14 protein-coding genes are annotated in these 14,481 nt (G+C 67.0%); 5 read left to right on the top strand and 9 right to left on the bottom strand.

Going from position 1 to position 14,481, the window contains the following annotated elements:
* Together truB and typA are read left to right on the top strand one after the other, a co-directional pair.
* Positions 1-987 (top strand): tRNA pseudouridine(55) synthase TruB, encoded by a 987-nt coding sequence (gene truB / locus RD110_RS14455; RefSeq protein ID WP_076200128.1) that lies wholly within the window; start codon positions 1-3, stop codon positions 985-987.
* Between the two features lie 26 nt (positions 988-1,013).
* Positions 1,014-2,840, top strand: a complete 1,827-nt coding sequence (gene typA / locus RD110_RS14450) for a translational GTPase TypA (RefSeq protein ID WP_076200127.1) — start codon at positions 1,014-1,016, stop codon at positions 2,838-2,840.
* Between the two features lie 309 nt (positions 2,841-3,149).
* Here typA and RD110_RS14445 read toward each other — a convergent pair whose 3' ends face one another.
* Together RD110_RS14445 and RD110_RS14440 are read right to left on the bottom strand one after the other, a co-directional pair.
* Positions 3,150-3,644: a hypothetical protein gene (locus tag RD110_RS14445; protein ID WP_076200126.1), complete on the bottom strand. Its 495-nt coding sequence runs from the start codon at positions 3,642-3,644 to the stop codon at positions 3,150-3,152.
* A 124-nt stretch (positions 3,645-3,768) separates the two neighbouring features.
* Positions 3,769-4,800, bottom strand: a complete 1,032-nt coding sequence (locus RD110_RS14440; RefSeq protein WP_076200125.1) for a transporter — start codon at positions 4,798-4,800, stop codon at positions 3,769-3,771.
* Positions 4,801-4,943: 143 nt separating this feature from the next.
* On the opposite strand from RD110_RS14440, the gene RD110_RS14435 reads away from it, so the two are divergent.
* Positions 4,944-5,849: a DMT family transporter gene (locus RD110_RS14435; RefSeq protein ID WP_076200124.1), complete on the top strand. Its 906-nt coding sequence runs from the start codon at positions 4,944-4,946 to the stop codon at positions 5,847-5,849.
* Here RD110_RS14435 and RD110_RS14430 read toward each other — a convergent pair.
* From RD110_RS14430 to RD110_RS14415, 5 genes are all read right to left on the bottom strand, one after another.
* Entirely contained in the window at positions 5,832-7,232 is a 1,401-nt protein-coding gene (locus RD110_RS14430) for an MATE family efflux transporter (protein ID WP_076200123.1), read from the bottom strand. The genes RD110_RS14435 and RD110_RS14430 overlap by 18 nt on opposite strands.
* A 46-nt stretch (positions 7,233-7,278) precedes the next feature.
* Entirely contained in the window at positions 7,279-7,455 is a 177-nt protein-coding gene (locus RD110_RS28360) for a hypothetical protein (protein ID WP_204249972.1), read from the bottom strand.
* A complete protein-coding gene (locus tag RD110_RS14425; protein WP_076200122.1) occupies positions 7,452-8,375 on the bottom strand; it encodes a DMT family transporter in 924 nt (307 codons plus the stop codon). Before RD110_RS14425 ends, RD110_RS28360 begins: the two co-directional genes overlap by 4 nt.
* A 61-nt stretch (positions 8,376-8,436) precedes the next feature.
* Positions 8,437-8,964 carry a methylated-DNA--[protein]-cysteine S-methyltransferase gene (locus RD110_RS14420; RefSeq protein ID WP_076200121.1) on the bottom strand — a complete coding sequence of 176 codons (528 nt, stop codon included), beginning with the start codon at positions 8,962-8,964 and terminating at the stop codon, positions 8,437-8,439.
* Positions 8,965-8,970: 6 nt separating this feature from the next.
* A complete protein-coding gene (locus RD110_RS14415) occupies positions 8,971-10,581 on the bottom strand; it encodes a DNA-3-methyladenine glycosylase 2 family protein (RefSeq protein ID WP_083686279.1) in 1,611 nt (536 codons plus the stop codon).
* Between the two features lie 95 nt (positions 10,582-10,676).
* On the opposite strand from RD110_RS14415, the gene kdoO reads away from it, so the two are divergent.
* Positions 10,677-11,564, top strand: a complete 888-nt coding sequence (gene kdoO / locus RD110_RS14410; protein ID WP_076205015.1) for a Kdo hydroxylase KdoO — start codon at positions 10,677-10,679, stop codon at positions 11,562-11,564.
* A 92-nt stretch (positions 11,565-11,656) separates the two neighbouring features.
* The gene (locus tag RD110_RS14405; protein WP_076205013.1) at positions 11,657-12,301 is read left to right on the top strand and encodes a GspH/FimT family pseudopilin; all 645 of its coding nucleotides are present in this window, start codon (positions 11,657-11,659) and stop codon (positions 12,299-12,301) included.
* Between the two features lie 58 nt (positions 12,302-12,359).
* On the opposite strand, the gene RD110_RS14400 is transcribed toward RD110_RS14405, so the two are convergent.
* Together RD110_RS14400 and malQ are read right to left on the bottom strand one after the other, a co-directional pair.
* The gene (locus RD110_RS14400) at positions 12,360-12,572 is read right to left on the bottom strand and encodes a DUF4287 domain-containing protein (RefSeq protein ID WP_076200120.1); all 213 of its coding nucleotides are present in this window, start codon (positions 12,570-12,572) and stop codon (positions 12,360-12,362) included.
* 382 nt (positions 12,573-12,954) lie between these two features.
* Positions 12,955-14,454, bottom strand: a complete 1,500-nt coding sequence (gene malQ / locus RD110_RS14395) for a 4-alpha-glucanotransferase (protein ID WP_076200119.1) — start codon at positions 14,452-14,454, stop codon at positions 12,955-12,957.
* Positions 14,455-14,481 lie beyond the last annotated feature (27 nt).

Below are 14,481 nucleotides of genomic sequence, written 5' to 3'. Positions count from 1 at the left end.
ATGCACGCGCCACGCACCAGGGTGCAGCGGCGCCCTGTGCACGGGGTGTTGCTGCTCGACAAACCGCTGGGACTCTCCAGCAACGATGCGCTGCAGAAGGCCAAATGGCTGCTGCGGGCGGAAAAGGCCGGCCATACCGGCACGCTCGACCCGCTGGCCACCGGCGTGTTGCCGCTGTGCTTCGGCGCCGCCACCAAGTTCAGCCAGCTGCATCTCGACGCCGACAAGACCTACCTGGCCACGGCCCGCCTGGGCGAACGCACCAGCACCGGCGATGCCGAGGGCGAGGTGATCGAAACGCGCCCCGTGGACGTGACGGATGGGAAGCTGCAGGCGGTGGTGCGCCAGTTCACCGGCGCGATCCGCCAGGTGCCGCCGATGCACAGCGCCCTGAAAAAGGACGGCAAGGCGCTGTACGAATATGCGCGTGCCGGCATCGAGGTCGAACGGCCTGCGCGCGACGTGCAGATTTTTGAATTGAAAGCAGTCCTGACGCAGGAAGAATCTGCGCAGACTGCTCTGGAAATCGTAGCAAAATGCAGCAAGGGCACCTACATCCGCACACTGGGCGAGGACATTGGTGAAGCGCTGGGCTGCGGTGCGCATCTGCGGGCCCTGCGCCGCATCGCCACCGGCGACTTCGGCATCGCGCAATGCGTGACGCTGGCCGCGCTCGAAGCGATGACGGAAGAAGAGCGTCTGGCCTGCCTGTTGCCGGTCGACGCGCTGCTGCCGCATCACACCCGCGTCACCCTCGAAGGCGAGAATGCCGCACGTTTTCTCAACGGCGTGCGCCGCCGCGGTGACTGGCCGGACGCGGCGCAGGCCGCCGTGTACCAGGCCGAACCGCCTGCCCTGCTGGGCGTGGCGCAGATCGAAAATGGTGAACTGATCCCCGGGCGCCTGCTGAGCCCACTTGAAATCGGCCAGATTCTGGCGCCCATCGCGGCCCGGAATGTGCAAGTGCCGACAGCAGACGGTCAATGAATTTAGGGAATTTAGGAGTAGTCAATATGAGCAACAAACAGATCCGCAACATCGCCATCATCGCCCACGTCGACCATGGCAAAACCACCATGGTCGACCAACTGCTGCGCCAGTCGGGCACTTTCGCCGAACACGAAAAAGTGGTCGACACCGTGATGGACAACAACGCGATCGAAAAGGAACGCGGCATCACCATCCTGGCCAAGAACTGCGCCGTGACCTGGAAGGGCACCCACATCAACATCGTCGACACCCCGGGCCACGCGGACTTCGGCGGCGAGGTGGAACGCGCGCTGTCCATGGTCGACGGCGTGGTGCTGCTGATCGACGCGCAGGAAGGCCCGATGCCGCAGACGCGTTTCGTGACCAAGAAGGCGCTGGCCCTGGGCCTGAAGCCGATCCTGGTGGTGAACAAGGTCGACAAGCCGGGCGCACGCCCGCAGCACGTGGTCAACGCCGCGTTCGACCTGTTCGACAAGCTCGGCGCGACCGACGAACAGCTCGACTTCCCGGTGGTCTACGCCTCGGGCATCAACGGCTGGTCCTCGCTGGAGGAAGGTGCGCCTGGCGAACAGTGGGGCCCGGACATGTCGGCCCTGTTCGACACGGTGCTGAACCACGTGCCGGCCCAGACTGGCGACGCCGACGCACCGCTGCAACTGCAGATCTCGGCCCTCGACTTCTCGACCTTCGTCGGCCGCATCGGCGTGGGCCGCATCAGCCAGGGCACGATCAAGCCGATGATGGACGTGGTCGTCATGGAAGGCCCGGACGGCAAGGCCGTCAAGGGCCGCGTCAACCAGGTGCTGACCTTTCAGGGCCTGGAACGCGTGCAGGCCACCGAAGCCGGCCCGGGCGAAATCGTGCTGATCAACGGCCTGGGCGAGATCGGGATCGGCGTGACCATCACCGACCCGGCCAATCCGGCACCGCTGCCGATGCTGAAGGTGGACGAGCCGACGCTGACCATGAACTTCTGCGTCAACACCAGCCCGTTGGCCGGCCGCGAAGGCAAGTTCGTCACCAGCCGCCAGATCTGGGACCGCCTGCAGAAGGAACTGCAGCACAACGTGGCGCTGCGCGTCAACGAGACCGACGAGGAAGGCATCTTCGAAGTCATGGGCCGCGGCGAATTGCACCTGACCATCCTCTTGGAAAACATGCGCCGCGAAGGCTACGAGATGGCCGTCTCCAAGCCGCGCGTGGTGTTCCGCACCATCGACGGCGAAAAGCACGAGCCGATCGAACTCGTGACGGCCGACATCGAAGACGCCCACCAGGGCGGCGTGATGCAGGCGCTGGGCGAACGCAAGGGCGAGCTGGTGAACATGGAGCCGGACGGCCGTGGCCGCGTGCGCCTCGAATACCGCATCCCGGCGCGCGGCCTGATCGGCTTCACCAACGAATTCCTGAACCTGACGCGTGGCTCCGGCCTGATCAGCAACATCTTCGACAGCTACGAGCCGCACAAGGGCGAGATCGGCGGCCGCAAGAACGGCGTGCTGATCTCGATGGACGACGGCGAAATCTTCACCTACGCGCTGGGCAAGCTCGACGACCGTGGCCGCATGTTCGTGCGCGCCAACGACCCGGTGTACGAAGGCATGATCGTCGGCATCCACAGCCGCGACAACGACCTGGTGGTCAACGCCACGCGCACCAAGCAGCTGACCAACTTCCGCGTGTCCGGCAAGGAAGACGCGGTCAAGATCACGCCGCCGATCGACCTCACGCTGGAATACGGTGTCGAGTTCATCGAGGACGACGAACTGGTGGAGATCACGCCCAAGTCGATCCGCCTGCGCAAGCGCCACCTGAAGGAAAGCGACCGCAAGCGCGCTAGTCGCGAGTAACTGGGCTTACCCCAGCTTGGCTCACTTCCCCGGCATCGGCCCAACGGGCCGATAACGCATGTAGCCGCCCACCCCCTTGCAGGGGGAACAACAAGCGGCCTGGCAGAGGCTCTCCTGAGCTTGTCGAAGGGCCAGTTCCGCGGTTGTTCTGGAAGCTTGTCCGTCAGCGCTGCGCTGGCCGGCACCTGCCTTACCCCCTCGCCCCTCCGGGGAGAGGGCTAGGGTGAGGGGCAGGGCGGAACAGCCGAAAGCCAATGAAAAAGCCGCCGCACCCTTGCAGGTGTCGGCGGCTTTTCTATTTTTACTGGTTTACTTGATGACGTTGAAGCTGCTGTTCGGATGCGTGATCCGGTCTTCCAGTTCACCGATGTAAGCCGCCAGCGTGTTTCCCGAAGCTTCGATCTGCGCCTTGATCTCCAGCTTGTGCTGTGCGAGTGCGGCATTCAGCGCGGCGGCTGCGGCGGCTTCGCGTTGCTGTGTGGCGATGGTTTGCTGGTCCAGGTAGTTGCGCAGTTCGGTGAAGCGCGAGGCCTCGGCCTTGTCGGCGAGTTCGCGTTGCGCGGTGATCTCGCGTGCCTGCTTGCGCGATTCGATGAGGTTGGCCGTCTGCTCGAACGCGGAGGCGGCGAGGAACACCACCAGCGCGAGCGCCAGCAGGCCGAGCATCACCAGGCCGAGCGGGGCCTCGACGAGCTTGAAGCCGAAGCTGAGTTCGGCCGGCCGCATGAATTCGGACCAGTTGAAGGCCACGAAGGCGGCCACGAGGAGGATGAAGGCGATGAGGGAAATGGTGCGTGCGCGCATGGGTGGGCTCCGGTTGAATCGTGTACAGCGTCTGCCGCCATTATCGGTGCCATACAGCCTTGTCGGCCGCGGCACCTTGTAGGAGACCGGCTCAAAAGACGGTCGGGCCGCGCCCGCCGCCGGTTCACTTCTTCCGGTAGAACGCGTACCAGAAGGCGACCAGCGTGAAAGTCGCCACGATCAGCCCGATCTTCAGGAAGCCATGCTCGTCCTGCGCCAGCGGAATGCCGCCCACGTTCATGCCGAGCAGGCCGGCGATGATGTTGATCGGCAGCGCCAGCACCGTGACCACGGTCAGCGTGAACACGCTGCGGTTCGTCTGCTCGCCGATCTGCGCGGCCATCTCCTCCTGCAGCAGCTTGATGCGCTCCTGCAGCGCCTGCAGGTCCTGGATCACGAGGGCGAATTCCTCGGTCGATTGCCGCAGTTCGTCGACATCGTCCTCCGTCACCCATTCGGGTGGCTGGCGCAGCAGGCGGAACAGCGCGGCCGGCTCGGGCACCAGCAGCCGTTGCAGCCGCACCAGCACCCGGCGCAACTGGCCGAGCGCGGCGCGTTGCGGCGCGAGGCGTTCGGACAACATGCCGTCTTCCACGCGGTCCACCTTGAGCGTGGTCTCGCGCACGATGTGCACCAGCACGTCGCCCTGGTCGCGCAGCAGGTGGTTCAGCAGCGCCACCGAGGAATCGAAACAGGCGCCCAGCTTGACGGCCTGGCGCAGCCGGTCGATGGAGCGCAGCGGGTGCAGCCGCGCGCTGACCATGGCGCGCGCATGCACGTTGACCCACAGCGACGCAATCTCCGAGGGCTCGAATGCGAATTCGTAGGCCACGTCGTTGACCACCGCGACCAGGTTGTCGTCGATGTTTTCCAGCCGCGTCGATCGCGTGCCATCGCGCAGGTTGTCGAAATAGGCCTCGGGCAGCGGCAGGTGGCCACGCATCCATTTCTCGGCCGTGGCATCGGTGAGGTTGAAGTGCAGCCAGACGAAGCCCGCCGCGGCTTCCTGGCCTGGTGCCGTGGGCCGGGCCAGCCAAGTGGCTGCATCGGACAGCGCAATCGGCCGTCCGGGCCGACCCGGCTCGAACACGAAGCCGCAGATCAGCCCGTGTTGGTCGGAGCCATAGGTGTTCGTCAACGGATGGGCAGCAGGCATGAAGGTGCGTCGGTCAGGAGATTCGCGTCCTGTTCCGGTGCCCCGCGCACCATGCGAGGGCAAACCACGGTGCGACGGTGCGGCGCTTGCGCGACAATCGAGGACTTTCCGATCGTATGACGCCTCGATGGCATTTTTGTGACATGAAACTCTCCCACCCCCGCGCGCTGATGATGATGGTCCTGGTCACGATGATGTGGTCCATCGCCGGCGTGACCGCGCGCCATCTCGAATCGGCCAAGAGCTTCGAGATCACCTTCTGGCGCAGCCTGTTCACGCTGTTGTCGCTGCTGGTGATCCTGCCGCTGTTCCAGGGCCGGGAGGTGTTCGCCAAGGTGCGCAATGGCGGCGCCATGTTGTGGATCTCTGGCGTGTGCTGGAGCGTGATGTTCACCGCCTTCATGGTCGCTCTCACGCTGACCTCGGTGGCCAACGTGCTCGTCACCATGGCGCTCGGGCCCTTGCTCACGGCGCTGATGGCGCGCGCGCTGATCGGCCACCGACTGGCCGCGCGCACCTGGGCCGCGATCGGCGTGGCGGGCCTGGGCATCGCCTACATGTATGGCGCGCAGTTCAGCCTGGGCGGCGACGAGATGGTCGGCACGCTGGTGGCCCTGTGCGTGCCGTTCGCCGGGGCGCTGAACTGGACGGTCGTGCAGCGCAGCCAGGCCCAGGGCCGCAACATCGATCTGGTGCCGGCCGTCATGGTCGGTGCGCTGCTGTCGGCGCTGGCCACTTTGCCGCTGGCCTATCCCTTCCAGGCCACACCGCACGACCTGCGGCTGCTGGCCGGCCTGGGCCTGGTGCAACTGGCGATTCCATGCGCACTGTCGGTCGTCTGCGCGCGCGTGCTGAAGGCGCCCGAGGTGTCGCTGCTGGCGCTGCTCGAAGTCATCTTCGGCATTGCGCTGGCCTGGTGGGGCGCGAACGAGGCGCCGCAGGCCACGGTGTTGACCGGCGGTGCGCTGGTCATCGGCGCCCTGGTGATGAATGAGTTGCTCGGGTGGAAGCAGCAGGCTTTGCAGCGTTCTTCAAGCCGCTCGGCCTGACCGCCCGATGCGCGACGCCGACAGGCGTTGCAGCAGCCAGGTGAGCGCCAGCGCGGCCACGGTCAAACCCACGGCCAACGCCGTCCAGAAGCCTTGCGCGGCCATCGGCACGGCCGGGCGCCACGGCAGCCAGGCCGGCGCCAGGCCAAGCACGCAGCCCAGCGGCAAACAGATGCCCCAGAACGCGCCGAGGTGGATCAGCATCGGCAGCCGGGTGACCTTGTAGGCGCGCACGGCATTGGCCACGGCGACCTGGGTGCCGTCGGACATCTGGAACACGGCGGCGAACAGCAGCAGCTGCGCGGCCAGCGTGGCGACCTGGACGTCGCTGGTGTAGGCACCGGCGATCTGCTGCGCCAGCAGCGCCGTGCCCACGGCGGTGAACAGCGCGCAGGCCAATGCCACGCCGACGCCCACCCAGGCGCGCTGCCGCGCCAGCACCGGGTCGCCCGCGCCCAGGGCCTGTGCCACGCGGCTCAAAAGCGCCACGCCGATGCTCAGCGGCAGCATGAACAGCAGCGAGACGAAATTCAGCGCGATCTGGTGCGCCGCCACCACCGTGGTGCCGAAGCCGGCCACGAGCAGCGCGATCAGGCTGAAGGCCGAGCTCTCGGCGAAGAAGGTCACGCCGATGGGCAGGCCGAGCCGCAGCAGCTTGCGGATCCCGGGCCCGTTCGGACCTTCGAAACGGCCAAACGGCCAGGTGGCGCGGTAGGCGGGCGAGCGGTGCATCCACCAGACGATGGTGGCCAGTTCGAACCAGAGGCAGGCCACGGTGGCGTAGGCGCAGCCCAGGCCACCGAGCCGAGGCAAGCCGAACAGGCCGAACACGAGCAGCGCATTCAGCAGCACGTTCAGCGCCAGCGCGAGCAGGGCGATGACCATCATCGGCTTGGTCTGGTTGATGCTGGTGCTGTAGCCGTACAGCACGCGGTAGGCGCAGAAGGCCGGCAGCGCGAAGCTGATCACGTGCAGGAAGTCCTTTGCCAGCGCCCGCACGACGGGCTCGATGGCCATGTGGTCGAACACCACGGTGGCGCCGTTGGCCAGCGCCATGGCGACCAGGCCGATGCCGAGCGATTTCCACAGCGCCTGGCGTACCACCTGCGGAATGCGCGAGAGTTCGCCCGCGCCCATGTGATGGGACACCGTGGGGTTGACCGACATCATCACGCCCATGATGGTCACCATGAGGATGTGGAAGATCGAGACGCCGAGCGACACGCCGGCCAGGTCCTCGGCCGACGCATGGCCGGCCATGGCGACGTCGACCGCGTTCATTCCTACGGTGGCGAGTTGGCCGACCAGGATCGGCCAGGCCAGTTGCCACAGCGAGGCGATTTCAAGGCGGACGAGCGGGGAGCGAAGGCGCTGCAAGGGCATCGGGCAAAAGGCGAACGGAAGGGCCCCGAAATGTACGCGAACCGGCTCAGCGGTCCGGGGGCAGCTTTTTCAGCGCCGCCTTGAGCGCGGCCTTCTCCGCCTGCCGCAGCGCTGAAGGTGACTTGCGATGCGCGCCCGCCTTGCGCTGCACCGCAGCCGCCACCAAGGGGTTGCGTGGCTTGGGGGCGGTGAGCTGGAGCTTGAACTTGCGCGCGGAACTCATTTGGCCGTTTTCAAGCCAGGCAGCTTCAAGAGACCGGTGGACAGCGCCGTGCCGCACACGATCACCAGGCCGCAGCCGATCATCCAAGGTGTGAGGCTTTCGCCGAGGAACACCGCGCCGTAGAACACCGCGAACACCGGCACGGCGAAGGTCACGGTCAGCGTCTTGGCCGGGCCCACGTTGGCGATCAGCCGGAAGTACAGCACGTAGGCCACGGCGGTGCAGACCACGCCCACGGCCAGCACCGCCAGCCAGGCGTGCAGGCCGGGCATGCGCGCGGGCCAGAGCCACAAGGCCGGCAAGGCCAGGCCGAGCGTGGCGCCGACCTGGCTGCCGGTGGCCGTGACCAGCGGCGGAACGCCCGTCAGGTAGCGCTTGGTGTAGCTGGCCGCGATGCCGTAGCAGAGGCAGGCGAGCAGGCAGGCCAGCACGGCCAGGCCCGATGACGCGCCGCTGGCATCGGGCTTGAAGCTGGCCTTGTTCCACGCCAGCAGGGCCACGCCCAGAAAGCCGATGGCCAGGCCCAGGCTGCGCGAGGCGTTCGGCCGGTCGCGCAGCCAGAGCCAGGCGATCACCGCGCCGAACAGGGGTACGGTGGCGTTGAGGATGGACGACAGGCCGGTGGTGATCGACAACACCGCATACGAGAAACAGGCGAACGGAATGCCCGAGTTCAGCAGGCCGACGAACAGCACGGGTTTCCAGTGCCGTGCCAGATCCGGCGCCTGGCCGCGCAGCCAGAGCAACGGCAGCAGGACCGCCGAGGCGATCGCCACGCGCACGGCGGCCGTGGGCAACGCGCCGAATTCCACGGCGGCGGTGCGCATGAACAGGAAGGACGAGCCCCAGATCGCCGCGAGCAGGAAGAAGTCGAGCAGCCAGGGTTTGGCGACGACCGGTTTGTCGAGCACGGCACTCATCGGGAAACCTCCGTGCGGCGCACTGCGGTGCGAGCTAGTTTGGGACGGCCCGGCGCGGCGCTCATGCGAACAGTCCTTCGGTTTCGGCCAGCGCCTTCTCGAGTTTCAGCAGCGCCGCCTTGCGTTCCAGCCCGCCGGCATAGCCCGTGAGGCTGCCGTTGCCGCCGACCACGCGATGGCACGGCACGACGATGCTCACCGGGTTGCGGCCCACGGCCGCGCCCACGGCACGCACAGCGGCGGGATTGCCGACGCGCTGGCTCAACAGGCCGTAACTCACGGTTTCGCCGCGCGGGATCTGCAGCAGCGCGCGCCACACGGCCTGCTGGAAGGCGGTCCCGCCGTGCAGGTCGAGCGGCAGGTCGAAATCATCCGCCTCGCCTTCGAAATAGGCGGTGAGCGCCTGCGCGGCCTGATGCAGCAGCGGGTGGTTGGCGGCTTCGGGCCAGCGCGCCATCACTTCGGCATCCGGCTGGTGGCGCTGGCCGTCGAACCACAGGCCGCACAAGCCGCGGTCGGTGGCGGCGGCGATGATGTCGCCCAGCGGGCTGGGCAGGCGGACCCGCACGGTGGAGGAAGGGAAGTTCATGGTGAATCAGTCCTTGGTCGGTTGATTGTCTTCGTTCGGCACGGTCTTTCTGCCTCTCGTCTTGCCGGTGTCCTTCGGCACGGCCACGGGCAGTTCGGCCCAGGCGCGCAGCACCGCATAACTGCGCCAGGGCTGCCAGGCCCTGGAGGCGGCCTCGGCGGCGCGCGCCGGCTGTCCGTCGCCCTGTACGCCGAGCGCCTTGTGCAGCGCCACGTCGCCCGCGGGAAATGCGTCGGGCCAGCGCAGCGCGCGCATGGCGATGTATTGCGCGGTCCAGTCGCCGATGCCGGGCAGGCTATTCAGCAGGTCGACGGTGGCCGCGAGGTCCGCTCCAGCGTGAATGCGCAGCCGGCCCTGGTGCACGGCCTGGGCCAGTGCGACGATGGCGGCCTGGCGCTGGCGCACGATGCCGAGTTGGCCCAGTGCGTCACCGGCGGCGGCGCCAAGTTCGGCCAGCGCTGCAGGCGTGGGGAACAGGCGGCACAGGTGCGGCCACGGCGTTTCGATCGGCGTGCCGAAACGATCGACCAGGCGCTGCGCCAGCGTGCGTGCCGCGGCCACGGTGATCTGCTGGCCCAGCACGGCGCGCACGGCCAGCTCGAAGCCGTCCACCGTGCCCGGCACGCGCAGGCCGGCGCCATCGGGAAAGCGGTCGTGCAGCACGGCGTGGATGGCCTCGGGGTCGGCGTCCAGGTCGAGCAGGGCGCGTACGCGCCGGATCACCTGCGGCAGCGCCACGCGCAGCGATTCGCTGGTGCGCAGCAGCACCTGGTGGCGTGTCTCGTCGAAATCCAGGCGCAGCCAGCCCGTCAAGCTGGTGCCGCCGACATCGAGCCGAAGCGTGCGTGCGATCGCCGGCGCCGCGGTTTCGTCCGCCACCCATTCCACCTGCGCGACGCGGCGCTTGCGAAAGAAGGCCATCATCGCGGCCACGTCGTACGGCGGGCGGTAGCCGAGCTTCACGGCGTTGCCGATGGCGCCCTGGCCGCCGCTGCCTTCGCTGGCGCCCGCGCGGCGCAGTTGCGTGGGGTTGAGCCGGTAGTGCGCGAGAAACGCCGCGTTGAAGCGCCGCACGCTGGCGAAGCCGCTGGCCAGCGCCACCAGCGGCATGCTGAGGTCGGTGTCGGCCAGCAATTGCTTGGCCGTGAGCAGCCGGCGCGTCTGCAAATATTGCAGCGGCGAGATGCCGAACTGCGCCTCGAAGATGCGCCGCAGGTGGCGGTCGCTGATGCCGATGCGCGCGGCCAGCGCTTCCACGGTGACCGCCTGTTCGGCCCAGGCCTCGGGCTCGTCGAGCAGCCGCGCGGCCTGTTGGGCGAGGATGCTCGATGCGTCCTGGATCGACCAGGTGCGCGTCTGTGGCGCGAGTTCGGGCCGGCAGCGCAGGCAGGGTCGAAAGCCGGCCGCCTCGGCCTGCGCCGCATGGTCGAAGAAGCGGCAGTTCTCGCGCTTGGGCGTCTTCACGCTGCACACCGGCCGGCAGTAGATGCCGGTGCTGGTCACGGCGGTGAAGAAGCGGCCGTCGAAACGCGCGTCGCGCGTCTTCAGCGCGAGGTACAAGGCGTCCCCGTCGTCATCGTGCCGGTCTTGCGTCGCAGTGAAGGGTGTGGCTGGCATGACTGGATGATACGTGGCGGGCCGGCCCGCGTTGGCCATTTCCGGACATGTCGCCCCTGGCGAAGGAACGCAGCAAAACTTGCGAAAATGACGGCATGCAAAACCCGATCGTCGAAGTGCCGGCCACGCAGTGGCACGGTCTGCAAGCCGACCCCCAACTGACCGCCGCGCTCGAGGACGGCGGCGTGATGTACTTCCCGGCGCTGCCGTTCAGCCTGTCGCCAGCCGAGGCCGCGCTGCTGCGCCCCGAGATCCGCGACCCGAAGTCGCGCAACATCAGCCAGCCCGCGGGCCAGCCCGACACGGTGAAAGGCGCGCTGGCCACGCCGGAGGAGCTGGCCACGCTGGCCGCGATGATGCTGCGGTACCGCAACCAGGCCGTCGGCCTGATCGGGGCCCTGTTCCCAGGCTACAGCCGCCACCTGCGCCTGGAGCCGACAAGTTACCGGCCAAGCGAGGTGGAAACGCGCCAGCAGTCCTGGCGCGCCGACGACAAGCGCCTGCACGTCGACGCGTTCCCGTCGCGGCCGAACCGCGGTGAGCGCATCCTGCGCGTCTTCAGCAACCTGAATCCGGCGGGCAAGCCGCGGCTGTGGCGTGTCGGCGAACCCTTCGAAACCATGGCCGCGCGTTTCCTGCCGCAGGTCAAGCCCTATCGCCCCTGGCAGGCCGCACTGCTGCGCCGCCTGCGCGTGACCAAATCCCTGCGCAGCGAATACGACCACCTGATGCTGCAGCTGCACGACCTCATGAAACAGGACCTGGCCTACCAGCGCGACGCCGACCAGCTGGAGATGCCGTTCGCCGCGGGCAGCACCTGGGTGTGCTTTTCCGACCAGACGCTGCATGCGGTCTACAGCGGCCAGTTCATGATGGAGCAGACCTTTTTCATGGCCCCGCAGCACCAGACCAGGCCGGAGCGCAGTCCCTTGGGCATCCTCACGCGCATGGCCGGGCGGCCGCTGGCGGGGGCACCGCTTTGACGCGGCAAAAGACAGCGATCTGTCCGTTTTTAGGAACAGTGTGCAGTGGTTGCAACCGCCACGAAAACATTTGTGCATGCACAATGGCGGGCATGGCTGCCCACAACCGACACGCACAGTTCACGCGCCAGCGCGGCTTCACCCTCATCGAGCTGCTGGTGACCATCGCCATCCTGGCGATCCTGGGCGCCCTGGCCGTGCCGTCGATGCGCTCGTTTTTCATCCGCAATGGTTTTGCCGGCATCGGTAACGAATTCAACGGCGGTGTGCTGCGGGCGCGCAACGAGGCGGTGAGCAAGAACATCTGCGTGACCATGTGCCTGAGCACGAATGCGGACAGCACCAGCTCGTCGGCTCCGCCGAGTTGTGCCGGTACCGGCACCGATTGGCAGCAAGGCTGGATCGTGTTCCTGAATCCCGAATGCGATGCAAGCCTGAACAAGCCGACGGAGAAGAACGCTGCCGGGACAGCTGTCGACAAGCCCGAGAACATGCTCATCGCGCGAACGGCTGGCAACACCAACTATCGGCTGACGGGCAATGTCAACAAGATACTTTTCAATGCCCGCGGCCAGACCGACATCGCCGCAAGTTCCAGCGGGTTGTTCATCCTGAGCTACGTGCCGAGCACCGACCTGACCACTTCGTATGGGTTCAACATTTGTGTGGACAGGCTGGGCCGCAGCCGCTCGGTGCCCGTGAGCGTAGCGGCCGTGGCGACATGCCTGAGCTATTAGGTCAAGGCAGGGGGCATCGGCGCCGGTTCGATACCGCCGCCGCCGGCTCCCATGGTCGCTACTTCGCCTGGTCCAAGTATGCCGCCACGAGTGCGTTGGCATGCCCATGGCCCAGGCCGTGGTCGGTCTTCAGGAGGGCGACGTACGCCATGTGTTTCCGCGGCCCCGCCGAGCGTAAAACTTCCATCCAGTGGCTGATGGGCTTGCCATAGTTGGTTTCGATCGACGGGAAATAAGAGGCAGGGCCTTTGACCGTGTTTGAAGTTGCCATGAACTGATCCTTTTTTTGAGCGTTCCAGAGGCGGGACGCAGTGCATCCCTCGCCTACGACGAACGAAGCGGCAAGGTATCGACATGCCCCGGCGGGGAGGCCAATGCGTGTTCACCCCAACAGATTCCGACCGAACAGCGCAAACATTTGCTTCCGACCCCATTCAGCCACCTTCTGATTACCAACGGCCCGCAGGAACGTGGCGGTAGAACAGATCGGGCAACAACACAAGATACCCAACCAACATCGGCCAGCCGCTGCGCCATGTTGACCGCCGCGGGACGTATGCCGCCGGCGCCCACGTAGAAGATGATCGCGGGCCAGGGTCCTGCGTGCGCTGTCTCGGTTGGCGACAGGACATGCGCCATGGATCTATCTCCGTTCAGCCCCGCCGGTACAAGCGCCCCAGCTGCGCCAGCTTCAGCGCATGTTCGGGCAGCACCTGGTCCCAGGTGAAGCGCCATTCCCAATACCCCGCGCCCACGCCGGGCAGGTTCATGCGGTCGCTGCCTGGCAGGCCCAGCACGTCCTGCAGTTGGGTGATGGCGGTGTCCGCCACGCTGGCCATGGCGGCGCGGATCAGGGACCAGTGGATGTCGGCATCGATCGCGGTGCCGTGCAGTCCGAGATAGTCGATCACGTGCAGGCGCTCGGCTTCGCTGGCTTCCGCCCACCAGCCGGGCGTGGTGTTGTTGTCGTGCGTGCCGGTGTAGACGACGGTGTTGGGCTCGTAGTTGTGCGGCAGGTAGGCGTTGCCGGCGTCACCGCCGAACGCGAAATGCAGGATGCGCATGCCGGGAAAGTCGAATTGCCGGCGCAGCGCCTCGACCTCGGGCGTGATGATGCCCAGATCCTCGGCAATGATGGGCAGCGAGCCCAGCGCGGACGCGATCGCGTCGAACAGCGCCGCGCCGGGACCCGGCAGCCAGCGACCGAAGATGGCCGTGGACTGGCTCGCCGGAATTTCCCAGTAGTCGGCGAAGCCGCGGAAATGGTCGATGCGCACGATGTCCACCATGGCGAAGGTGCGGCGGATGCGCGCGATCCACCAGGCGTAGCCCTCATCGGCGTGCGCGCTCCAGCGGTACAGCGGATTGCCCCAGCGCTGGCCCGTGGCGCTGAAATAGTCCGGCGGCACGCCGGCGATCACGGTCGGTTTGCCACTCGCGTCGAGTTCGAACAGTTCCTGCCGCGCCCAGACTTCGGCGCTCTGGTAGGCAATGAAGATCGGTGCATCGCCGACGATCAGGATGCCGCGCTCGTTGGCATAGTGCTTGAGCCGCAGCCATTGGCGGAAAAAACACCATTGGCAGAACTGCCAGAATCCGACGCGGGCCGACAGTTCCAGCCGGGCCGCCGCCAGCGCCGCCGGTTCGCGGCGCACCAGCGACGGCGCCCAGTCGCTCCATTCGCGCCATTCGTTGGCCTCAGCCAGCGCCATGAAGAGCGCGTAGTCGTCGAGCCAGTCCGCCTGCGCGGCGCAGAAGCCGTTGAAGTCTTCCACGTCGGCGGGAGACGCCGCCGAAGCGAACTGCGCCGCGGCGCGGGCCAGCCGGTCCATGCGCCAGGGCACGACCCGTGCGAAGTCGAGCCGGCCGGCCTCGAAGTCGGCGCCCTCCAGATCGGCGGACGCCAGCCAACCGTGCGTCTGCAGTTCGGCCAGGTCGATCAGCAGCACATTGCCCGCGAAAGCCGAACTGCTCATGTAGGGTGAATTGCCCGGGCCGATGCCGCCCAGCGGCAGGATCTGCCAGAGCTTCTGGCCGGCGCTGACCAGCCAGTCGACGAAGTGGTAGGCCGCGGGGCCGAAATCGCCCGAGCCGTTGGGGCCGGGCAGCGAAGTGGGGTGCAGCAGGATGCCGCTGGTGCGCGGGAGTCGCATTGGAGGTCTTCGCCAGGAGAGAAAGAG

Origin of the sequence: Rhodoferax koreense, from assembly GCF_001955695.1 — a bacterium.
Lineage (GTDB): Bacteria > Pseudomonadota > Gammaproteobacteria > Burkholderiales > Burkholderiaceae_C > Rhodoferax_B > Rhodoferax_B koreensis.
The sequence above is the reverse complement of the archived record's forward strand: the minus strand, read 5'-3'. Positions and strand labels throughout refer to the sequence as shown.